Consider the following 19916-nt stretch of genomic DNA (forward strand, 5'->3'; position numbering starts at 1 on the left):
TCGTCCGTCTCCGGCTTGACCTGACCCGGCCGTGGCATCCAGGCACCTCCCGGCCAAATACACTACCAGCGACGGGACTTAAGTCACCGGTATTGAGGTTAACCTCGATCTTGCATGAGGGTCCGTCAGCTTGCTGACTGACCCTTTTCGCTCGGTCAGAGCGGAGTTCTCTGCTTGCGGGCATGCTGGTGGCCCGGCTGTCACGTCGGGCGGGCGCCGGTTCCCACGCTCCGGTGTGGTGGTGCGATTCGTAGGACGGGCAATGCTGCTGGTCAGCCGGGATTCGGCAGAGCTTCGAGCCGCTCGAGGGCGTCTGTGATGATGCCGGTCCAGGGCCAGTGCTTCGCGAGGCGGAGGATGCGGCGCCGTCCGGGCCTCCTCACAAGAGTCAGGTGAACGCCGGGCCCTGGGGCGCGTACGGGAAGAAGTTCGAAGAGACCCTCCAACGGCGGCAGCTGCCCAACACCTGGACGTCCCTGCGCGTCTACGCGGGCCTTCCGAACGACGGCCACGACGACACGACCGAATGCATCTGGGGCTGAACGCCAATGGTGGCGAACTGCGAGTCTCAACTCTGTGTCGCATCCGACTCCGATCCGACATCCGACCGGAGGTCCCGACACAGAATCCGAGACCCCACAGGCGGTGTGGGTTCTCGCGCTCTGCGTCATACGGCAGTGCCGTGACCTGTGGGCTCTCCGGCTGTCTCACGCCGCTTCAGCAAGATCTGTTTCAACCCCCGCTGCACTTCCTGCAGTCGCGGACGCGCGGTAGCGGCGGCGCGGGCTTACGCGGGTGCCGACGCATGGGTCCGGGTGGCGGAGATGAGTTTGGCCAATGAGGTGCGGGTCTCCGACAGCGCTGAGATCCGGTCGTCCAGGCCCTGGAGGTGTTCCTGGAGGGTCTCCAGCTTGCATTCGGCGACCGTGCCGTCCTGCCGGACGCACGGCAGGAGATCGCGGATGACCCGGGTCGGGAGGCCGGCGTCCAGCAGTCCGCGAATGCGGCGGACCGCGGCGGGGGCACTGTCGTCGTAGCGGCGGTGGCCGCCGTCGAGACGGTAGGACGCCAGGAGGCCCTGCTCCTCGTAGTAGCGCAGGAGCCGGACGGAGGTGTCCGTCGCGGCGGCAAGCTCACCGATCTTCATGTGGCGCTCCTCACAGCCTCTTGAATCTCACATTGATGTGAGACTTTAACGTGAGGGCCATGACGAACACGGATCACCCCATCGCCCTCTACGGTTTCCTTCGGCCCAGGCCGGAGCGCGCTGACGAGGTCCGGCGCATCCTCTCCTCCTTCGTGGAACCCACTCGGCAAGAGCCCGGCAACCTGCAGTACCACCTCCACGAGCACGAGGACGGCCGGTTCTTCCTGTACGAGGTCTGGCGCTCGCAGGAAGACCTGGACCGGCACAACGCGACGCCCTCGCTGCGTGCTTTCCTGGAAAACCTGTCGACCTTCCTGGAGGGAGCCCCGGAGGGCTACTTCGACACCATGCTCAGCCCGTACCCCGAAGCCGAACCGAGTCCCGCCTGAGAGTGCCACGGCAGGCGCCGGCGCCAGAGCGAGTGAGCGTGCCTGCGGTGTCTCGCGGCCACTTCATAAGTGCAGTCGATATGAAGCGGGCGGTGAGATTGTGAAGCTGGATTTGAGATCCCACACACGGTGTGGGATCTCGCCGCTCGTGACCTGTCGATCTTGCGTGACCTGGGCGTTCTTGGCTGTCTCACGGCCTTGTCACCCATGATCAGTCTCAAATCCGTGGCATTTCCTCGCGAGGGCGAGGTCGAGATCAGGCGGCTTGTCCGAGTCGGCCGAGTACACCACGCTGAGCCCCGAGCACGAGGGCTACCGGCGAGCCCAGATCGCGCACCGATGAGTTTCCCGCGCCGCGCTGGTCTATACGCCGGGCACCCACGGACGGAAGGCTGCGCCATGCGGAAACTGATCTACGGCATGAACCTGACCCTGGACGGCTACATCGCCACGGCCGGCGACGACATCGGCTGGAGCGGACCGCCGAGCGACGAGCTGTTCCAGTGGTGGCTCGACCACGAGCAGGCGAGTGGCCTGTCGCTGTATGGGCGCAAGCTGTGGGAGACGATGAGCTCCTACTGGCCGACCGGCGACCAGCAGCCGGGCGCCACCCCGGCGGAGATCGAGTTCGCGCGGAACTGGCGGGACACGCCGAAGGTGGTGTTCTCCTCGACGATCGACAAGGTCGACTGGAACACCCGCCTGGTCACCGGCGACGCGATCGCCGAGATCACCCGGCTCAAGGCCGAGGAAGGCGGCCCCATGAACATCGGCGGCGCAACGCTCGCCGGGGCGGCCATGCGCGCCGGACTGATCGACGAGTACGCGATCGCCGCCCATCCGGTCCTGGTGGGCAGCGGCACGCCGTTCTTCACCGCGCTGGACGACTGGGTGAACCTGAACCTGGTGGAGACGCGGACGTTTCCCGGCGGCGTGGTCCTGACCAGGTACGAGACGAGGCGCTGAGCAGCAGCACCCGCGCGCCAGTCTCTCGGCCCGGGTGCCCTGGTCGAGACGCTCCGGCCGACGCGGGCCGGTTCACGGCGGTGATCAGGCCGATCCCACTCGTCGCCCCCCGTGATCACCACGGTGCGTCCCGTCATGTCCGGCAGATCGGCTGCCGTCCATGTCGCCCCGGCTGCCTTCCTCTCGTTCCGGCGCGGGCGGTGGGCCCGCGCACCCTGTCCCGGGCCTCGAGAGGTCGAGGTCGGAGGTCTCGTCGTCGCCGGGTCCCGCTGCCTCTCTTGGGGCCTTGCGCCGGTCATTGAGAAGCGAAAAGACAACGGCGGCGAAATAGAGCGCCCAGATCGGCGCGGCCAGCGCCAGCATGGTCAGCGGGTCCGTGCTCGGTGTCGCCACAGCCGAAAAGACCGTGATCCCCACGATCATTCGGCGCCACCAGCCGAGCATCCGCCGGCCGGACAGCACTCCGGTGAGGTTCAGCATCACCAGCAGCAGCGGCATCTCGAAGGAGAGACCGAAGACGACCACCATGCGGGCGACGAGGTCGAGCAGATCGTCCAGCGGCAGCAGGTTGTCCACCCCGTGCGGGGTGAAGTCGATCAACACCTTCGCGGTCGTGGGCAGCACCTTGTAGGCGAAGAAGGCGCCGCCGAAGAACAGCGGGGCGCCCGTGCCGACGAACGCGTAGGCGTATTTCCGTTCGTGCTTGTGCAGGCCGGGGGCAACGAACGCCCACAGTTGGTACAGCCATACCGGCGAGGCCAGCACGACGCCGGCCATCAGGGACACCTTCAGCGCCAGGGTGAAGGGCGCGAGCAGACCATTGATCGTGATCCGCGCGCAGGTGGTGTCCGCGGTCTTCCTGGCCAGATCGGAGAAGGACGTCGGGCAGCCGACCGAGCCCAGCACCGGCCTGGTGAAGAAGTCAATGATGCCCTTGTAGGAGAAAGCCGCGGCGATCGTGACGACCAGGATGGCAAGGACGGCTTTGGCGAGCCGGTTGCGGAGCTCACGAAGGTGCTCCGCGAGCGGCATCCGCCCCTCGGGATCCTTCTCCTTGTTGCGGGCCGACTGGGACACGACACGTCCTCATCTCGTGCGGCAGACCGGAGACCACCGGCCCTGCCTCAGTGCTCGATCTTCTCCGTCACTCGGTCGGGCGCGAACTCACCACGGCGCCGGTCGCGGCCGGTAGCGCGTCCAGGAAGCAGCGCTGCTCCGACCAAGACGCCGGCCGACACTGCAGACAACGACGCGGGCGGCCCGACAACGCAAGAGGTGAGCCCGCCGGCGAGGCTTCGCGCAGCGTCTCCCGCGGGGATGAGCCAGGGGCGCGCAGGACCGGGCTCAGTCTCCATGGCCGGTGGTGCTGTCCGGGGGCGCGGTGCGGGCGGTGGCGGTGTCTCCGGGAGCGCCCGAGATCGTCTGCGGTCCCGGTGCAGACTCAGGCTCGGGGCGTGGCTCGTTCGAGGCGCCGTCGTCCTTCATGGCCTTGGTCTCGCTCTTGAGGATTCGCATGGCCTTGCCCAGCGCCCGGGCAGTATCGGGTAGTTTCTTCGAGCCGAAGATCAAAACCACCACCGCGACCAGGATCAGCAGGTGCCAGGGCTCCAGCGCATTGCGGAACATCGTCACACCACCCCTTCGAACGCGTAGGCCCTCATACCTGCCTCGGCGATCCGTGCCGCTTGTTCCTGCGCGGCAGCGGTGAGAGTGGGAGCGCCCGCGGCGCATCGTGTCTTGCCGCCCCGAGCATGCCCCCATCGCTGTCCGGGCGCGCGCAGAACCTCGGCCGCTGCCCGAAGAAGCGCCCCGCCCACGACCGGGCCTTGCGGAAGGTTGACGCGTCGGCAGGCGCACACCTTTGGCCGCGGACGACGGCCCGCTGCCGTCGGCGGGCGCGTCCAGCACCGTTGCCCGTCCGCCGATACGGCGAAGAGTTCCCCTTCCGCGGCCCCGCCGCACTCGGCCGGGACACCACGCTGCTGGACGCGGTCGATGTCCACGACCGGGCAAGGCTCTGCACCGACGGATGCACGTTCGGGCACCTGAAAAGACCTATGGGTCTTCGCGTTCGGCCACGTTGCATTCATTGGATTCATTGGATTCGTCGGATTCATCAGCTTTCCCTGTCGTGACCGTTCCTGTTGCCGGCCGGCGCGATGATCACGCATGGCTGTCGGGCGTGGGAGGCGAGGCGAGTGGAGTTGGCCGGCTGCTGCGCAGACGTGCCGGGTGTCGATGTCCTTGCGGGTCATGTGTCCTTTTTCCTGTCGGGTCGGGGTCGTTCAGATTCCGGGGCACCCGGCGGCCGTCCAGGCGGCGTACTCCTGGCGGACGTAGAGTCGGCGGCTGGGGGCGAGCATGATCGCGTCGGGGTAGTGCGGGCCGGCCACCAGGTCGGGATGGCGGCGGTCGTGCAGGACGAGTTGTTCGGCGGTTTCTGCGGCGGCTGCGACCGGGCCGGGGTCGTCGTCCAGGGCCATCCGGTCCATGAGGGCGGCCCGGCGTAGCAGCCAGACCCGTTCGGCGGCCGTCGCATCGACCGGGGGCCGGTGACGGGCCTGGCGGCCGTCGCGTTCGGCTCCCAGAACGAGCACTTGGTGCATCTCGCGGCGCAGGTCTGGCGCATTCGCATACGCCTCATGCGGGGGCGGAGTGCCGATGCCCTGGCCGCTGTTCGTGGTGACGTTCACGCTGACACCTCCGCCTGTACACAGGGGTCGGCACCGCAGCGTAGACACAGCACCGTGTCGCGGCCGTGGTCGCCGTGATCAAGGGCCGATGGGTGTGCCGCGGGCCGCAGGGGCACCTGGGCCGGGCCCGGGCAGCCGTCGATGGGGTACGGCTTGTGGGTCGCGAAGGCCCACTCGGCGGGGTCGTCGTGACGTGGCGCCGTGGCCGCCCCAGTAGCCCGTCGCTGTGCTGCAGTGCCGGACCCGGCAGGGGGTCGCAGCTCGTGTGGAACGTCCGGCCCGGTCATGGCGAGCACCTCAGGCAGGCGCGGACTTCGCGGCCGCTGCATGTCTGGTGGACCTCGGTCGACTGGGCGAGGTACTGGACGATGCCGGTGCCGCGGCCGTGTTCGTCGGGGGCGATGGCGGGGCGATGGCGTTCCACGGTCGTACCGGAGTCAGTGACCACAATGTGCAGAGTGCCGTCGTCGAGGACGAGCAGCAGGGTCATGCGCTCGCGGCCGTACTGGGCGGCGTTGGCGACGAGTTCATCGACGATGAGAACGGCGGAGTCCCGCTCGCTTGCGGGCACCTTCCAGGTGTCCAGCAGATCGGCCGCGAAGTGACGAGCGGCGGAGACGTGCGCCTCCTGCGCGGGCAGGGTGAGCAGCGCCTGCTGGTGGCAGGGCCCGCCGAGCAGTGAACTCGGGCTGTGGGAATCGGTCACAAACATGGTCTTCTGGCTCTTCCGTGGATGTGCGGAGACCGGAACGGGGGAGAATGCCAACAACTTCGGGGGCGGTCGGTAGGCGGGACCCTGCATGGGGCGCGCTCATTGAGTTCCACGGGCGACGCATGCCGAACGGTTCGAGTTGTTCACCCCTTTTGTTCTACTTCTTGCGAGTCATGTCGATGCCTGCGGCCTGACTGGGCTCACTCGCACCTACCAGAGCTCGATGCCGTACTCGGCCGGACCAGGCACCGGCAGCTCGGTCCCCTCACTCGTGTCCGGACGGCCCTGCGGGAACGTCACGCCGTGGAGCCGGACGAACGTCCCTGCCCGCGTCTCGGCTCGGTCGCGGCCCTCGGCGTGCAGACGGCCTGGATCCTCTTCTGCGGGCTGCACGGGCATCGGAGGCAGAGGAGAGTTGAGGTCGCCGGCCGTTGGTGAACCGCATACCTGCGCTCGCGCGCGGGACGGGGAACACCTCGGCCGGGCCGCTGTGAAGACCAGCGCGGCGCCACCGGCCACTTGGACAGGGAGTGCGTGCCCCGTCGGCGCACTCACGCACCAAGTCAGCTGAGGACTGAGCCGGTTCGCCGGAGCGGGGGGTGCGGGTGACCAGGGCCCAGAAACCGTCGACGCGCCGCGAGAAGAGCGGCGCGCCGGCTTCGGCCTCCTCCGCCCACGGCCCGGCCGCCCGGCTCTTCGGTGGCGACGTCTTCTTGGCCTCTTGTGCCGGGGTGGGCTCACACCCCACAGCTGTGGTCGCGTCACCGAGCGGCGAGGCCGCCCGGTGACGCGACCGTCCTGGCCTTGCCTCACGCCCGGATGGTGACCAGCTTCTGACCGTTGCCTGCGAGGATCTCAAAGTGCTCGATCTCTCCCGGGGACATGGCAACCGCCCCTGGGATCGTCGCGCCGGCAAGGTACTTGCCTGCCCGCCAGGTAGCGCCGTCCGCCCTGGCTCCGCCGGGCCCGACCGCCTGGAGCCGGCAGGTGATTCCGGCGGGTGCCCCCTTGGCGGAGACCTGCAGGACACTGCCCCAGGCGGAGGGCCAGACCTTCACCGAGGCGGTGACGCCGGTGGTGGGATCGCTTCCGGAGAAGGTGCGCCAGGCAATCGAAGCGGTCGGCCCGGGCGGCTTCGCCTGACTGCCCACGGTTCCCATGGCCGCCAACCATGTGCCGCCGACCGCTGCCGCGATGAACGTCAGCGAGGCGGCAGCGCCGGCCAGTTGCAGACGCCAGGTCCTGCGGCGCCGGGCCGCGGCCTGCTGGAGCAGCCTGTCCAGCACACCCCCCTCTGGCGCCCGCGACACCGTGGGTGCGGCGGGCCGTTCGGGCAGGGACCCTTGCGCGCTCTCGGCTGCCCGTGCGACCAGCCGGTCGGCCAGGTCCCCGTCGGCCGCCGGCACCGTCTGGCCTGAGACTTCGGCTTCGGTCACCGTCGCCAGCAACGCAGGCAATCCCGCCAGCTGGGTGTGTTCGGCCTGGCATTCGGCGCATTCCGCGAGGTGGACGCGCACCTGTTCCATTTCCGCCGAGGGCAGCGCGCCCAGGACATATCCTCCCAGCGTCAGCCGGAGGGCGTCGTGCTCCGCACTCATGGTTGCCACCTCCTGCCCGCCACGGTCATGGCTCGATCCCCCGTTCCTGCAGCGCCAGCCGCAGGGCGTGCAGGGCGTAGTACGTCCGCGACTTCACGGTGCCCAGCGGGATGCCCAGCACCTGCGCGGCCTCCCCCATGGTCCGGCCCCGGTAGTAGGTCTCCAGCAGGACGGCGCGGTGGTCCGGGGACAGCGACCGGACGGCGTCGGCGACCGCCCAGCTCTGCAGTGCCTGCTCGATCTCGTCCTCGCCCGGCTTCTGTGCGGCGGCTCGCTCCAGCGCCTCGCCGCCGACCTCGGCCGGCCTGGCCTGCCGGGCCCGGCGAGCGTCGATGACCAGGTGCCGGGCGACCGTACACAGCCATGCCCGAGCCGGACCGCGTGCGGGGTCGAACGCGGCGGGATGCTGCCACGCTCGCAGCAGTGTCTCCTGCACCACATCCTCCGCCCATTGCCAATCTCCTGAGGTGAGTCGCAGCACGTAGTGGAACAGGGCTCCTGCGTGCTCCGCGTACAGCGTGCGCAGCAGTTCCTCATCTGCGGTCGAAAGGGACCCTTTACCAGAGACACGGTGCGCGGAGCGATCCGGATCGGTCCTTGGACCGCGCTTTCGGGAACTCCAGGGCATATGCCGATCATCGCATATGTACCGCTTTATTCCGTGACACACGCCACAGTGCAGGTGACACTCCGTGAGCGTCGCGGGCGGCATCTCCCTGCCGCGCCATGTGGCACCACCAGAAGCGAGCGCGCGCGGCCCCAGGGGAAGCCAGTCGTTCTGACAGCGATACCAAGATTTCTCACAAAAAGTGCATATCTACCGAACCGTGGGACCCCCGTCACCCGTGGAGCCGGACAAGACCCGACTTACACGCAATTCCTCATTGATTCCCCATGCGACAAAGGATGGATCAGAGGTGACCGAAAAGCACCACGCGACGCACGCACTCCTAGCGCCGGCCACGCTCACCCCGCCCCCGTGCATCGAAGTCGGCGCCACCGCGCAGCCCCGGCCAGTGCCCAGCGCACACAACGGCGAGGGCTCTTCGCGCACAGCGATCGAGGGCTGCGCGACCACCAAGGCGGAACTCCACCCGGCCCAGCGCGCACCAGCCGTATGGGCACCGCCGACCTGCCCCGAGTCACTCGCGGCTCCCCGTACGGGGATCTGCCGCATGCCGACTGCGCCTTCGCGGCGCGCAAAGGCGGATGCGCAGCGCGGGGCACGTCGAGGCGCGCGACCTGCACGGGACAGCACCCATGCTCGATCGCTGGGTGTCCGTGAGGGCCACGCGCCCATGAACACGGCATCCACACACATCCCTGCGGTTGCGTGCGCCCAGCCGGCGCAGTCCCCGCCTCCGCCCGATCAGTGAGGAACGGACACCATGTACCTGAACCGTCGCACACCAGGCCGTCGATCACGTACTGCGGTCGGGTCGGCCGTCGCCACCATCGCCACTGCCGGCGCGCTGGTGCTCCTCAGCTCATGCGGCCAGTCGTCGCATTCCTCGTCCACCGGAGCCGACGCCATCACACCCGGTCCGGGTCAGCACCAGACGGCAGGCACGCCCGGAGCCACGGGGCCGGGGAAGACGGCGGGCTCCGCTCTCGGCGCCTCGCCCATGCCCGGCATGAGCATGGCGAAGGGTCCCTCGAGCAAGGCAGCGCCGGCCGCACCGGTGACCGGGAACGCCGTGGCGATCAGGAACTTCGCATTCTCCCCGGCCACGCTGAAGGTCAAAGCGGGCACGACGGTGACCTGGACCAATCAGGACAGCGACGCCCACACCGTCACCAGCGCCGGGTCGGGTGGCCCGTTGCATTCGGCCGCCCTGGCCACCCACGCCACCTTCAGTTACACGTTCACCAAGCCCGGCACCTACGCCTACCTCTGCACCATCCATCCGTTCATGACCGCCACCGTGGAGGTGACCTGATGACCGATTACTACGACAGTCACGACGGCGCATCGTCCGAAGACGCCGCTCAGCCCCCTACCGAACACGGCATGAATCGGCGTCAACTCCTCCGGCATGCAGGGTGGTTCGGCGGCGCGGTAGTGCTGACCGTGGCCGGTGGAGAGGTGATCAGCCACATCGCGGGCTCCCGGAACACCAACGCCGAGGCCGCCGCCGGGGCCGTTGCAGCTGGAAGCGGCGCGCTGCGGTTCGTGCAGGTCTCCGACAGCCATATCGGATTCCATGGCCCGGCGAACATGGACGTGGTCGGCTCATTCACCGAAGCGATCAACCAGGTCAACTCGCTCGGATTCAGGCCGGACTTCGTCATGCACAGCGGCGACCTGACCCACCTGTCCACGGCCGGGCAGTTCGACAAAGTCAAGCAGCTGATGGCCGGAGTGAAGACAGACCGCATCTTCACCGTGCCGGGCGAGCACGACTCCATCGGCGATGCAGGCCGCGCCTACCGGCAGACCTTCGGCATGGGCACGCTCGGCGATGGCTGGTACAGCTTCGACACCCACGGCGTGCACTTCATCGCCCTGGTCAACACCCTGAGCCTGGAGAAGCTCGGCCACCTCGGCAACGAACAGATCGACTTCGTTCGTAAGGACATCGCCGGACTGTCGTCGGACACCCCCATCGTGGTCTTCAGCCACATCCCGCTGTTCGCCATGTACCCGCAGTGGGGCTGGAGTACCGACGACGCCCTCAAGGTCATCGCCCTCCTGCGCCGCTTCTCCTCCGTCACCTGTCTCAACGGGCACGTCCACCAGTTGTTCACCAAGACAGAGGGCAACATCACCTTCCACTCCGCCACCACCACCGCCTACCCCCTGCCCAAACCGGGCCGCGCGCCCGCCCCCACCCCGCAGGTCGTCCCCGCCCGGCAGCTCAAAGGCGCACTCGGCATCCGCAGCGTCGGCTACCGCCAAGGCGACCGCGAACTGGCCATCAAGGATCAGAGGCTGGCATGAACGCCCGAAGATTCCTCGCCCCCACCCTGCGGTCGGCGACCGCCGCAACCCTCGCTGCCGGCGGATACATCCACGCCCAGCTCTACATCGACGGGTACCGCTTCATCCACATCATCGGCCCCCTGTTCCTGCTCCAGGCCGGCGCTTCCTTCGCCCTCGCCGCCCTGCTGCTGGTCGGGACAGCACCCCTGCTGCGGACCGCCGCGGCAGTTGTCGCACTCGGCGCCCTCGGCGGCTTCACCGCTTCGCGCACCGTAGGCGTGTTCGGTTTCACCGAGCACGGTCTGCAACCCGAGCCACAAGCCGTCCTCAGCCTCCTCGCCGAAACCGGCACACTGCTGCTCCTCGCCATCTGGCAGGTGACCGTGACCAGACAGCCCCGCGCTGCCCGACCGCCCGTCAGGACACCCAACTGGGCCACCAACCGCACACCACTCAACTGAACCACCATCACGAAGCCGCCCAGGATGCCTGCGTCCTGGCTCGGGGTGCGGCGGGACCGGCAAAGCCACACATCGCCGCACGGGCTACCACGACAGAACGGCACGGCAGCGCAGGGCGATCAAACGGGTGCTCACCGGTTGCCAGGATTTCGTGGCGGCCCGGGCACTGCACGCCCTGCTGCTTGCCGAAGCCCCCTGGCTCGGCCTGACCACCGACCACTCTTCACCACGCTGCGCGAGCCGCAGGCGGACAGCGGTGTGGAAGCCCTACGCGAACAGACAGGCCGGCGGGGCGCACCCGTCTGCATCCCGCCGACCAATTCCGGAACCAAGGAGTACCCCCATGTACCTGGAACCGCGCCCAGGAATCGCCTGGCCGAGCCCTCACCTCCGCGAACTGAAGGATGCCGTACACGCCCTGCTCGGCCTGGACGACGACACCGCCGCCATAATCCGCCAACTCATCGGTGGCGAAGTCGGCCACCCACCGCTGAAGACCGTCGTCGCGGTGCTGCCCATGGACGGCGAGGCCCACCGTTGGACGCTCCACCGCCCCGCCGAGCAGATCACCGAGAACGAGCTACGGGCCACCCTGCTCCACCACCGACCTAGCTGACCGGAACCTGACCTGACTGCCCATCAACTTGACTCGGTCCTGAAGGAACGGGCTTGGAGGTAGTGCCCAGTTGGCTGCTGAGTGGACTCCTCCGTCCAGGCACCCCTATGGGGTGGCAGGGACGCGTGACTCACGCCCCGCATTCCACACCACGGCGCCACGTTGGGCGATGTTGTGGGAAGCGTTCCGGTCCAGGTCCGCGTGGGCAACGATCCCGCAGTTCCGGCAGATGAAAAGGGCCTGGTCGACACGGTTCTTGCGGTCGACGTGCCCGCACTCGCAGGCCGCTTTCAGCAGATGCTGTCGGTCGGTGCCGATGGAGTGTCCGTGCCCTGTCTGACCAGCAGGACGAGTCGCTCTGCTTGAGTGGGATCCGTGGCGGTCAGGGCGATCCCGTTGGCCAGGGCGAGTAGTTCCGATGCGTTGAGGTCGGCGCGGACGGTCCCGGCGCTTTGCGCTCGGGTGAGCAGTGCGGACGCGGCTGTGTGCATCGAGTGGTGCCAGCGGTCGAACAGTGCCGATCGCTGACCGGTGCGGTCATCAGTGATCGACAGTGCCAGTTCCCGCTTGGCTGCCACGTGGGCGATGAAATCCTGAAGCCAGTCGAAGAGGGCGTCGCCGGGAGGTTCCTCGGCCAGTAGGGACTGGCTTCGGGTGCAGAGCTCGGCCACTTCCTCGGAGTAGACGGCGATGATCAGTTCGCGACGCGTCGGGAAGTGCCGGTACATCGTGGCGTTGCCGACGCCGGCCCGGCGGGCGATGTCGTCAAGCGGGGCGTCGACGCCGTGGTCGTGGAAGACGTCCCTGGCCGCGGCCACGAGCAGGTCGTAGTTGCGCTGGGCGTCCGCGCGACGACGACGCTGGGGTTCCGAACCCGGCGCGGGTCCAGAGCTCTGCGATGCCATGACTCTCCTTGTTAATCGGGGAAGTCCCCGGTTACGGTAACCGAACGCAGTAAACGGGGAGTTCCCCAATTGCTGCCTCATGTGTCCCCACCAAAGGAGATGCCGTATGCCGCAGGGCGCAGAGGACAGCGCGCACCCGGGACCTGGAGAGATTCATCGGCGCGTCGTCGAGAGCTACGGGCAGATCCTGGAAGGCCGGCTCGATGAGGCCCTGGAACTGATCGACCCCGAGGTCGTCGACCACCGCGGGGGCACCCAAGGTGATCACTGGGGACGCGGTGCCTGGCGACAGAAGTGGGAGCGGATGAGCGCGGGCAGCGCGTTCCACGACGTCTCGGTGACGATCGAGCAGAACGTCGTCTGCGGCGACACCTCCGTCAACCGGTACACCAGCCGGGGCACCCACACGGACACCGGCCGACGCTACGAGGTCCTCAGCATGGATATGGTCCGCGTCCGCAACGGCCGGATCGTCGAGCACTGGGCCCTGCGCGACGCCGACGCGATGCGCGACCAGTTGGGCCTTTGAATCCTCCCCTCCCTGGGAGGGAATTCCTGGCTCAGGCAGCCGTCCGGGGCAGCACCCCGGACGGTCTTGTGCCCTCAACGCCGGCCGGGACGAGACCAGCCCGGATCAGCATCACGCGTGCTGAGTTCTTGTCTCTTGGGGAGACGCCTGCACAGGCGGTGCAGGTAGAGGTGCGTTCCCCCAGCGGCAGGGCGTGCTTGGCTCTCGCTCCGCACTGCGCGCAGTCCATCGTGGTGTACGCGGGGTGGACCAGGCGAACGTCGCGCCCGTGCTTGCGGCCCCTCTCGATCAGGGCCTGCTTGGTGGCGCCGACAGCGGCGTCCGCGGCCTTCCCGGCCATCGTGGTCTTCGCGAGAAACTTCGGCTTGAAGTCCTCCACGGCCAGCGCGTCATGGTCGGCAACGACTCCCTTCGCCCACTTGCGTCCGGTGTCCTGGCGTTGCCGGGCGATCTTCTTGTCAGCACTCGCACGCGCGATCGACTTCGTTCTCACCGATATTGATCTACTCCAACAGCGATGTGCCGAGCATGCCGGCCGGGCCGACCGTGTCGGCTGAGGACGGGACGGTCACCCGATCCGCTCGGCGCGGGCCGACCGCACCGCACCCCTATAATTTCGACCAGGTGGTAAATATTCTGTCGGGGCAGCCCCACCTGGGGCCCGGACGCCGATGTCCAGGACGGGGACTCCGCACCTGCCGTCGGCGCCGACTCGTCATCAGCGAAAGGACAGGGTGTGGAGAGCATCACCAAGAACAGGCAGTCGCCCGACGCACTGCGCGCCATGATCGAGCGCGCCTACGGCGCCGAGCAGGTGCCCACCGGGGAAGGGTGGGCGAGCGAGCTGGGGCACGGCTGGTTCAACGTCGCCTATCGCATCCGCCTGCGCGACGGCGCCGAGGTCGTCCTGAAGATCGCCCCGCCGCCGCAGGTGGAAGTGATGACCTACGAACACGGCGCCATGTCGATCGAACTGACCACGCTGGACCTCCTGCGCACGCACACGACAGTGGCGGTCCCCACCGTCGACTTCGCCGACCAGAGCCACGAACTGTGCGACGCCGACTACTTCTTCATGCCATACATCGACGCCGACAACCTCGGCATCATCGCCGGGACCCTCCCCGTAGCCGAGCGCGACGCATACATGGAGCAGCTCGGCGCGGCCAACCGCGAGATCAACTCCCTGCGCGGCAAGGCGTTCGGGCCGCTGACCGGACCGGGCGATGCGAGCTGGCGGCGGGTGTTCACCGGCATGGTCGAGGACGTCCTCGTCGACGGCGAACGCCGCGGCGTCGACATCGGGTGGGACTACGACACCGTCCGAACGGTCGTGGCCGAGCACGCCGGCAGTCTCGACGAGGTCACCGAACCGCGCCTGGTCGAATGGGACCTGTGGGACAGCAACGTCATGGTCCGCGACGGCAAGCTCGTCTGCATCATCGACCACGAACGCGCCTTTTACGGCGACCCGTTGATCGAAGCCGGCTTCACCGGCACCCAGATAGCGGACTTCGGCGACCCGACGCCCTTCATGCGCGGCTACGGCCACGGCGAGCTGACCGAGACCCAGCAGGTGCGCCGCCGCCTGTACTGCCTGCACCTGATGCTGATCATGGTCATCGAGACCGTGTACCGCGGCCACACCGACACCAAGCAGTACGACTGGGCCCGCCCCCGGCTCGACGAGGCCATGGCGCTGCTCGGCCGCACCCGCCAGTGACCATCGCACGCACCACCCCCGCCACCGACCACACCACCCGGCTCGGCACCGAGCCGGTGGCCCGGCTGCTGTGGCGCTCCTGCGCCCAGACCACGGCCGCGGTCGGCGTGTACGGCATCTACGCCCTGACCAACGCCTGGTTCGTCGGCCACGGCGTGGGCGACACCGCGATGGCCGCCGTCAACCTGGTCGCCCCGCTGCTGATGTTGCTCGGCGCGGTGTCCACCACGGTCGGCGCGGGCGGCGCCTCACTCGTCTCCCGCGCTCTGGGCGCGGGAGACCCGCGGGCCGCCGCCCGGGCGGCGGGCAACTCCTTCACCCTGTTCTGGATCTGCGCCGCCTCCACCACCGTGATCGGCCTGGCCTTCCTCGACCCGCTGCTCACCCTTCTTGGCGCCCACGACGAACTGCGCGACAGTGCTCACCCCTACGCCGTGGTACTGCTGTGCGGAGCACTGGTCTCGACCGGATTCTCCAGCCTGGTACGCGCCGAAGGGCGCATGGGGTACTCCACGCTGCTGTGGCTCGCACCGGTCGCCGTGCAGATCACCCTCGACCCGCTGCTGATCTTCGGATTCGGCATGGGCGTACGGGGCGCGGCCCTCGGCACCGTCGGCGGCCAGGCCGTCTCCGCCGCGATGAGCCTGTGGTTCTTCTTCGGCCAGCGCCGCCGCCCCTACCGCGTCGGCCCCAGGGACCTCCTGCCCCACGGCCCGACGCTGCGCGCGCTGCTGGGGGTCGGGTTGCCCTCATTCCTGGCCGGAACAGGCGTCACGCTGCTCGCCGTACTCGTCAACTCCACTCTCGCCTCAGCCGGATCGGCCACCGCCCTGGCCGCCTACGCCGTCTGTGCCCGCCTGCAGACCTTCGTGATGATGCCGCACACCGGCATCAGCCAGGGACTGCAGCCCATCGTCGGCTACAACACCGGCCGGGATCTGCCCGAGCGCGCCCTGCAGGCCCGCAACATCGCCCTGCTGGGCTCCCTGCTGTACGGACTGCTCACCGCCGCCGCCCTCGCCCTGCTGGCCGGCCCCCTGGTCGGGCTGTTCCTGAGCAACGCCGACACCATCGCTACCGCAAGGCAGGCACTGCGCGTCCTCGCGATCGGCCTGACCGTCGCGGGGATCGCCCCGCTGGCAGCGGCCTACGCCCAATCCCTGGGGCGCCCGGCAGCCGCCTACCTGATCTCCATCGGCAGCCTGCTCCTGATCAAGGTCCCGCTCCTCGTGATCCTCGGCCACCTCGGCACCGGCGGCGTCTGGGCAGCCCTGTCCGCCGGCGAACTGGCCACCGCCGCCGGCGCACTCCTGCTGCTGCGACGCCTGCGCGGCACTACGCCGACGGCTCCCTGAGGAGCTGCTGTACGTACGAACGGAGCACTCCGGCCATGTCCACTGCATCGGGGCTGGTCAGCCAGTGGACCTGCAACCCGTCCATCAAGGCCACGAAGCCCTCCGCCATGGTCCGGGGATCGGCCCCGTCGCGCAACGCCCCCTGCTCCGCCAACTCCCTCATCGCGCGATGGACATACTCGCGCGTCGTCGTGTAGTGCTCCTTGAAATAGCCGTGCGCCGGGTGGTCGTCCGCGATCGCCTCGGCGGCCAGCCGCACATACAGCTCTACCATCCCCGGATGCCGGGCATTGTGATCGGCCAGATCCACCAGGTGCTCGACTGCCGCCCTGGGCGAGAACACCTTCGGCGCAGTCCGGGCGACGTCCTCCTTGTCCCGGCGCTCAAGTACCGCCGCCAACAATGCCTCGCGGTTGGGGAAGTAGTACAGAAGCCCCACGTGACTGATCCCCGCCCGCTTCGCGATTTCCCGCAACGAGGCGCCGTGATAACCCACATCCGCGTACACCTCGACGGCCGTCGTGACGATCTGCTCACGGCGCGCACGCCCCTTCGCATACCCGCCCGAAGACGCAGGCGCATTAGCTTCACCAGCAGACATGCCCCCATAATCGCAGCCACGATCGTCACCATGTCGAGTGCACACGCGATGTAGACGGGTCACAGGGAGTCAGCCATGACGGTCGCGCGGCGCTCGTGGTCGCACGGCGCTCGCAGCAGTGGGCAACGCGATGGGACGCTCTCTTCGAGGCGCGCGGCGGCCGCGGCTTCGGTGCGCACTACTGACGAACAGGGTCCCCACTCGGAACCTGGGGTTGTGTCGGATTGGCCGAGTCCGTGGAGGACAGCAGCGCGTCCAGGACGACCCGGACGGCGGGGTGCTGGGTGCCGCTGCGACGCGTCACAGCGAAGACCGAACGAGTCACCGGCGCGGCGAGGGGGTGGAGCACGACCCCCGGCGGGATGTGACGTACTTCCTGTCCGGTACCCGCAGTTGGGGACATCGCCGTGACCTGCACACCACCCTGACTTTGCAATCGCCCTGCTACTAAATCACCTTTCCATACACCACTGTCACGCAACGCATGGAATATCTCGAAGACGGAGCGGTTCAGTTCGCCACCCGAGATCACCTGACCACGCCAGTGAAGAGCCGGACGATCCGAATCCAACGAGAACACCGAGAGAATGTCGAGACATAGCTGCCGCTCTCGCTCCACCATTGGCCCTGCAGGGTCATCCCCTTGCCGCTCCGCGCACACTCCAGCGACTTTCGGTCCGTCGACCCGGGTGAATTCTGATCCTCCCAATTGAAAGACACACAGGAAAGAACGTTCGACCTGCTGAACCGGCAGGTCGAAAGAACCGCCCGCACGGCATTGCCGTCTGGTTACCCCTCCGCTCCCGGCGACCCCTGCCCGGGCGGCGGCCCAGGCGTCGGCCCAGGCGTCGGCGGGCAACCGGGAGCAGCCGGCGGCGCCTACCCCCTGCCCCGTTTCAGGTTCGGGGGCACGGAGTTCGCACGAGGTCAACCGCAGGATCAGGAATTGACAGGGAGCTTGGCAACATGCCCTCGAAACTTTGATAAACCAGTTTCCCGTATACGCGTCCAAGAATTGACAGAGACCTTGGCGGCATGCCCTCGACACCGCACTGAAATCGCCAACCGCGCACGAGTACCCAGGAATTGACACCTGCCTGATGGTTGCCTACGGTCCGCTCGTCAGGTTTTCTCGACCGCGTCCGAGGGTATTCATGACTACATCTGCGTTGCCGAAGTTCAGGCAACAGTTGATTCTCGCCGTTCTCATGGTGTGTTCACTGCTGATCTGGCTGGACAACACCGTCCTGAGTACCACCCTGGAGACCCTCGCGGACCCGGTCCGTGGACTGAACGCCAGCCCGGCCGAGCTCCAATGGGCCACCGGCTCGTACACGCTGGCCTTCGCCACCCTGATGTTCACCGCGGGCGCGCTGGGCGATCGCTTCGGCCACCGGGCCGTGCTCGCGGCGGGCCTGCTGGTCTTCGCCGGATCCTCGGTGTGGGCGGCGTACGCGGGCGACGCGGGCCAGTTGATCGCCGCCCGGGCCGCGATGGGTGTCGGCAGCGCGCTGATCACGCCCGCCAACCTGGCCATTCTCATGTGGACCTTCACCGGCCCCGCGCGGTCGACCGCGATCGCCGTTTTCTCGACCTCCGCCGGTGTCGGCATGGCCGTGGGCCCGGTGCTGGCCGGGGTGCTTCTCGACCACTTCTGGTGGGGCTCGGTCTTCCTGGTCAATGTCCCGGTCGTGGTGCTGGCCCTGATCGGCATCGTCCTGCTGGTCCCGAACTTCCGCAGCCCCGTGGTGAGGTCGCTGGACCCGGCCGGGATGCTGCTGTCGGTCAGCGGCCTCGCGGCGCTCGCCTACGGGCTGATCCGCGCGGGTCAGGTGGCGGCCTGGGGCCGTACGGACGTCTGGGCGCCGATCGCCATCGGCCTGGTCCTGCTGGCCGCCTTCGTGCTCGTCGAACTGCGCGTCAAGGTGCCCAGCTTCGATCCCCGGCTGCTCGCTCAACGCACCTTCGGCGGCGGCAACGTGGCGCTCGGACTGCTCCTCTTCGCCATGGCCGCCGTCACCTTCTACAACGCGTTCTACCTTCAGGGCGCACGCGGCTTCTCGCCCATCGAGGCGGGCCTGGCCAGTCTCCCGACCGCGATCGGCGCGCTCCTGGGCGCGCCCGTCGGCGCGCGTCTGGTGCACCGCTGGTCGCTGCGGCTCGTCAGCGTGCCGGCCCTCACCGTGGCGGCGCTGACCATGGGTGCGTACGGGCTCTTCGGGCTGCGGACCCCCCTCGTCCGGATCGAGATCCTGCTGTTCTTCCAGGGCCTGTCCATCGGCATGGTGATCGGCCCGGTGACCGCGGCACTGATCAGCACGCTGCCGTTGGAACGAGCCGGTGCCGGGTCGGCCGTCACCAACACCGTGCGCCAGACCGGCAGCGTCATCGGGATCGCCGTCGGCGGCACGATCATGTCGATCGTGTACCGGCACGCGATCGAGCCCTCGCTGGGCGGTACGCCGGGACCGATGCGGGAGCAGGCGCGGGTCTCCGCCGAGCAGGCCCGGCATGTCGCCACCGCGACCCACCGGCCCGCGCTCGCGCACGCGGCCGACGACGCGTTCGTCCACGCCATGCACGTCGGCGCGGTCTGGATCATGTTCATTGCACTCTTCGGAGCGGCCGTGCTGCTGATCGCCCTGCGCTCGGTCCGGAAGCCCGCCGCTGCCGGGCGCGAACGGGAACGCGACCAGGAAGCCGGCCCCGCTGCGGACGAGGCGTCTCCCCGGGCCGGGGCCGAAGTCCCTCCCGCCCGCGAGGGCGACGACGTGGGCAGCCACTGACGCCATGGGAACCAGGCGAAAACTCCCTCAGGTGCAACCGGACAGCCAGGCCACGTAGCTGCCTGACCGTCACATGTTCGCCCTGTGGACCTGGTCCGGCGGCGCCGTGGGGGCGGCCTGGCCCCTCGGTGACATCGAGACCATCCCCCTGGCCGTCCCGGCGCCGGACCTCGGCAGGCTCGGGGTGTCCGACGTCGGCTGCGCGCTGATCGAGTCGGACCGGCTCGTCGATGCGCCCCTCGACTCGCCCGGCCGGTCTGTGGAGGCCTGGCGGTCGTGGATCGCGGGCGGAGAATCGGCCCTGCCGGTCGCGGCGCACGCTGTTCCCGATGCCACGGGTATCGCCGTGACGACGGCGGAGCATGCCGCCGCCGTCTTCCGGCACACCACCGCGATGGGGGCCGAACTGCGCACGGCGCTCACCGCCGGACTGCGGCCGTGCCAGGTGCGCGGCATGAGCTGGCTGCGCGAGACCATCGCCGCACACGGCGGTGCGGTGCTCGCCGACGAAA

General features: G+C 68.5%; 22 protein-coding genes and 1 pseudogene. 11 read left to right on the forward strand and 12 right to left on the reverse strand.

Annotated elements, in window-relative coordinates; genetic code table 11:
- Nucleotides 1–392: 392 nt before the first annotated feature.
- Nucleotides 393–542, forward strand: a complete 150-nt coding sequence (locus ACFY16_RS33280) for a hypothetical protein (protein WP_390650944.1) — start codon at nt 393–395, stop codon at nt 540–542.
- Between the two features lie 245 nt (nt 543–787).
- Here ACFY16_RS33280 and ACFY16_RS33285 read toward each other — a convergent pair whose 3' ends face one another.
- Nucleotides 788–1147: a MerR family transcriptional regulator gene (locus ACFY16_RS33285; protein WP_390650945.1), complete on the reverse strand. Its 360-nt coding sequence runs from the start codon at nt 1145–1147 to the stop codon at nt 788–790.
- Nucleotides 1148–1206: 59 nt separating this feature from the next.
- Here ACFY16_RS33285 and ACFY16_RS33290 point away from each other — a divergent pair, with 59 nt between their 5' ends.
- Both ACFY16_RS33290 and ACFY16_RS33295 read left to right on the forward strand, forming a co-directional pair.
- Nucleotides 1207–1536: a putative quinol monooxygenase gene (locus ACFY16_RS33290; protein WP_390650946.1), complete on the forward strand. Its 330-nt coding sequence runs from the start codon at nt 1207–1209 to the stop codon at nt 1534–1536.
- 399 nt (nt 1537–1935) lie between these two features.
- Nucleotides 1936–2502, forward strand: coding sequence for a dihydrofolate reductase family protein (locus ACFY16_RS33295; protein WP_390650947.1), 567 nt, complete (start codon nt 1936–1938; stop codon nt 2500–2502).
- 84 nt (nt 2503–2586) lie between these two features.
- Here ACFY16_RS33295 and tatC read toward each other — a convergent pair whose 3' ends face one another.
- The 7 genes from tatC to ACFY16_RS33330 all read right to left on the reverse strand — a co-directional run bounded on the left by tatC (nt 2587) and on the right by ACFY16_RS33330 (nt 8133).
- Nucleotides 2587–3579 (reverse strand): twin-arginine translocase subunit TatC, encoded by a 993-nt coding sequence (tatC, locus tag ACFY16_RS33300; RefSeq protein WP_390650948.1) that lies wholly within the window; start codon nt 3577–3579, stop codon nt 2587–2589.
- Between the two features lie 267 nt (nt 3580–3846).
- Nucleotides 3847–4128, reverse strand: a complete 282-nt coding sequence (gene tatA / locus ACFY16_RS33305) for a Sec-independent protein translocase subunit TatA (protein ID WP_390651070.1) — start codon at nt 4126–4128, stop codon at nt 3847–3849.
- A 659-nt stretch (nt 4129–4787) separates the two neighbouring features.
- Nucleotides 4788–5195 carry a hypothetical protein gene (locus tag ACFY16_RS33310; RefSeq protein ID WP_390650949.1) on the reverse strand — a complete coding sequence of 136 codons (408 nt, stop codon included), beginning with the start codon at nt 5193–5195 and terminating at the stop codon, nt 4788–4790.
- Between the two features lie 283 nt (nt 5196–5478).
- Complete coding sequence (locus ACFY16_RS33315) at nt 5479–5901, reverse strand: ATP-binding protein (protein WP_390650950.1); 423 nt, start codon at nt 5899–5901, stop codon at nt 5479–5481.
- A gap of 216 nt (nt 5902–6117) precedes the next feature.
- The gene (locus tag ACFY16_RS33320; RefSeq protein WP_390650951.1) at nt 6118–6306 is read right to left on the reverse strand and encodes a hypothetical protein; all 189 of its coding nucleotides are present in this window, start codon (nt 6304–6306) and stop codon (nt 6118–6120) included.
- Between the two features lie 410 nt (nt 6307–6716).
- On the reverse strand, nt 6717–7505 hold the full coding sequence (locus ACFY16_RS33325; protein ID WP_390650952.1) for an anti-sigma factor family protein: 789 nt from the start codon (nt 7503–7505) through the stop codon (nt 6717–6719).
- Between the two features lie 25 nt (nt 7506–7530).
- On the reverse strand, nt 7531–8133 hold the full coding sequence (locus ACFY16_RS33330) for a sigma-70 family RNA polymerase sigma factor (protein WP_390650953.1): 603 nt from the start codon (nt 8131–8133) through the stop codon (nt 7531–7533).
- 1006 nt (nt 8134–9139) lie between these two features.
- On the opposite strand from ACFY16_RS33330, the gene ACFY16_RS33335 reads away from it, so the two are divergent.
- The 4 genes from ACFY16_RS33335 to ACFY16_RS33350 all read left to right on the forward strand — a co-directional run bounded on the left by ACFY16_RS33335 (nt 9140) and on the right by ACFY16_RS33350 (nt 11505).
- Complete coding sequence (locus ACFY16_RS33335) at nt 9140–9445, forward strand: cupredoxin family copper-binding protein (RefSeq protein WP_390650954.1); 306 nt, start codon at nt 9140–9142, stop codon at nt 9443–9445.
- Nucleotides 9445–10446 (forward strand): metallophosphoesterase family protein, encoded by a 1002-nt coding sequence (locus tag ACFY16_RS33340; protein WP_390650955.1) that lies wholly within the window; start codon nt 9445–9447, stop codon nt 10444–10446. Before ACFY16_RS33335 ends, ACFY16_RS33340 begins: the two co-directional genes overlap by 1 nt.
- Nucleotides 10443–10889 carry a hypothetical protein gene (locus tag ACFY16_RS33345; protein ID WP_390650956.1) on the forward strand — a complete coding sequence of 149 codons (447 nt, stop codon included), beginning with the start codon at nt 10443–10445 and terminating at the stop codon, nt 10887–10889. The genes ACFY16_RS33340 and ACFY16_RS33345 overlap by 4 nt, the downstream gene beginning before the upstream one ends.
- Nucleotides 10890–11232: 343 nt before the next feature.
- Nucleotides 11233–11505 carry a hypothetical protein gene (locus tag ACFY16_RS33350; protein WP_390650957.1) on the forward strand — a complete coding sequence of 91 codons (273 nt, stop codon included), beginning with the start codon at nt 11233–11235 and terminating at the stop codon, nt 11503–11505.
- A 105-nt stretch (nt 11506–11610) separates the two neighbouring features.
- Here the strand turns inward: ACFY16_RS33350 and ACFY16_RS33355 are convergent, their stop codons facing one another.
- Together ACFY16_RS33355 and ACFY16_RS33360 are read right to left on the reverse strand one after the other, a co-directional pair.
- On the reverse strand, nt 11611–11823 hold the full coding sequence (locus ACFY16_RS33355; protein ID WP_390651071.1) for a zinc ribbon domain-containing protein: 213 nt from the start codon (nt 11821–11823) through the stop codon (nt 11611–11613).
- Nucleotides 11796–12410 (reverse strand): TetR/AcrR family transcriptional regulator, encoded by a 615-nt coding sequence (locus ACFY16_RS33360; protein WP_390650958.1) that lies wholly within the window; start codon nt 12408–12410, stop codon nt 11796–11798. Before ACFY16_RS33360 ends, ACFY16_RS33355 begins: the two co-directional genes overlap by 28 nt.
- 106 nt (nt 12411–12516) lie before the next feature.
- Between ACFY16_RS33360 and ACFY16_RS33365 the strand changes: the two genes are divergently transcribed.
- Complete coding sequence (locus tag ACFY16_RS33365) at nt 12517–12939, forward strand: ester cyclase (protein WP_390650959.1); 423 nt, start codon at nt 12517–12519, stop codon at nt 12937–12939.
- Nucleotides 12940–12970: 31 nt separating this feature from the next.
- Here the strand turns inward: ACFY16_RS33365 and ACFY16_RS33370 are convergent.
- Nucleotides 12971–13411 (reverse strand): annotated as a pseudogene (locus ACFY16_RS33370) (zinc ribbon domain-containing protein); the annotation flags it as partial.
- Between the two features lie 264 nt (nt 13412–13675).
- Here ACFY16_RS33370 and ACFY16_RS33375 point away from each other — a divergent pair.
- Nucleotides 13676–14662, forward strand: a complete 987-nt coding sequence (locus ACFY16_RS33375; RefSeq protein WP_390650960.1) for a phosphotransferase family protein — start codon at nt 13676–13678, stop codon at nt 14660–14662.
- On the forward strand, nt 14659–16017 hold the full coding sequence (locus tag ACFY16_RS33380; protein ID WP_390650961.1) for an MATE family efflux transporter: 1359 nt from the start codon (nt 14659–14661) through the stop codon (nt 16015–16017). Before ACFY16_RS33375 ends, ACFY16_RS33380 begins: the two co-directional genes overlap by 4 nt.
- Here ACFY16_RS33380 and ACFY16_RS33385 read toward each other — a convergent pair.
- Complete coding sequence (locus ACFY16_RS33385; RefSeq protein WP_390650962.1) at nt 15998–16618, reverse strand: TetR/AcrR family transcriptional regulator; 621 nt, start codon at nt 16616–16618, stop codon at nt 15998–16000. The genes ACFY16_RS33380 and ACFY16_RS33385 overlap by 20 nt on opposite strands.
- Nucleotides 16619–17772: 1154 nt before the next feature.
- Between ACFY16_RS33385 and ACFY16_RS33390 the strand changes: the two genes are divergently transcribed.
- A complete protein-coding gene (locus ACFY16_RS33390) occupies nt 17773–19404 on the forward strand; it encodes an MFS transporter (protein WP_390650963.1) in 1632 nt (543 codons plus the stop codon).
- Nucleotides 19405–19916 lie beyond the last annotated feature (512 nt).

The organism is Streptomyces sp. NPDC001315 (assembly GCF_042896175.1).
Taxonomy (GTDB): domain Bacteria; phylum Actinomycetota; class Actinomycetes; order Streptomycetales; family Streptomycetaceae; genus Streptomyces.

Bases quoted from the DNA above. Each gene is read 5' to 3' on its own strand.
- ACFY16_RS33290 (WP_390650946.1), top strand. From the start codon at position 1,207: ATGACGAACACGGATCACCCCATCGCCCTCTACGGTTTCCTTCGGCCC.
- ACFY16_RS33335 (WP_390650954.1), top strand. From the start codon at position 9,140: ATGAGCATGGCGAAGGGTCCCTCGAGCAAGGCAGCGCCGGCCGCACCG.
- ACFY16_RS33365 (WP_390650959.1), top strand. From the start codon at position 12,517: ATGCCGCAGGGCGCAGAGGACAGCGCGCACCCGGGACCTGGAGAGATT.
- ACFY16_RS33360 (WP_390650958.1), bottom strand. From the start codon at position 12,410: ATGGCATCGCAGAGCTCTGGACCCGCGCCGGGTTCGGAACCCCAGCGT.
- tatA (WP_390651070.1), bottom strand. From the start codon at position 4,128: ATGTTCCGCAATGCGCTGGAGCCCTGGCACCTGCTGATCCTGGTCGCG.
- ACFY16_RS33330 (WP_390650953.1), bottom strand. From the start codon at position 8,133: ATGCCCTGGAGTTCCCGAAAGCGCGGTCCAAGGACCGATCCGGATCGC.
- ACFY16_RS33295 (WP_390650947.1), top strand. From the start codon at position 1,936: ATGCGGAAACTGATCTACGGCATGAACCTGACCCTGGACGGCTACATC.
- ACFY16_RS33340 (WP_390650955.1), top strand. From the start codon at position 9,445: ATGACCGATTACTACGACAGTCACGACGGCGCATCGTCCGAAGACGCC.
- ACFY16_RS33350 (WP_390650957.1), top strand. From the start codon at position 11,233: ATGTACCTGGAACCGCGCCCAGGAATCGCCTGGCCGAGCCCTCACCTC.
- ACFY16_RS33325 (WP_390650952.1), bottom strand. From the start codon at position 7,505: ATGAGTGCGGAGCACGACGCCCTCCGGCTGACGCTGGGAGGATATGTC.
- ACFY16_RS33320 (WP_390650951.1), bottom strand. From the start codon at position 6,306: ATGCCCGTGCAGCCCGCAGAAGAGGATCCAGGCCGTCTGCACGCCGAG.
- ACFY16_RS33385 (WP_390650962.1), bottom strand. From the start codon at position 16,618: ATGTCTGCTGGTGAAGCTAATGCGCCTGCGTCTTCGGGCGGGTATGCG.
- ACFY16_RS33390 (WP_390650963.1), top strand. From the start codon at position 17,773: ATGACTACATCTGCGTTGCCGAAGTTCAGGCAACAGTTGATTCTCGCC.
- ACFY16_RS33345 (WP_390650956.1), top strand. From the start codon at position 10,443: ATGAACGCCCGAAGATTCCTCGCCCCCACCCTGCGGTCGGCGACCGCC.
- ACFY16_RS33285 (WP_390650945.1), bottom strand. From the start codon at position 1,147: ATGAAGATCGGTGAGCTTGCCGCCGCGACGGACACCTCCGTCCGGCTC.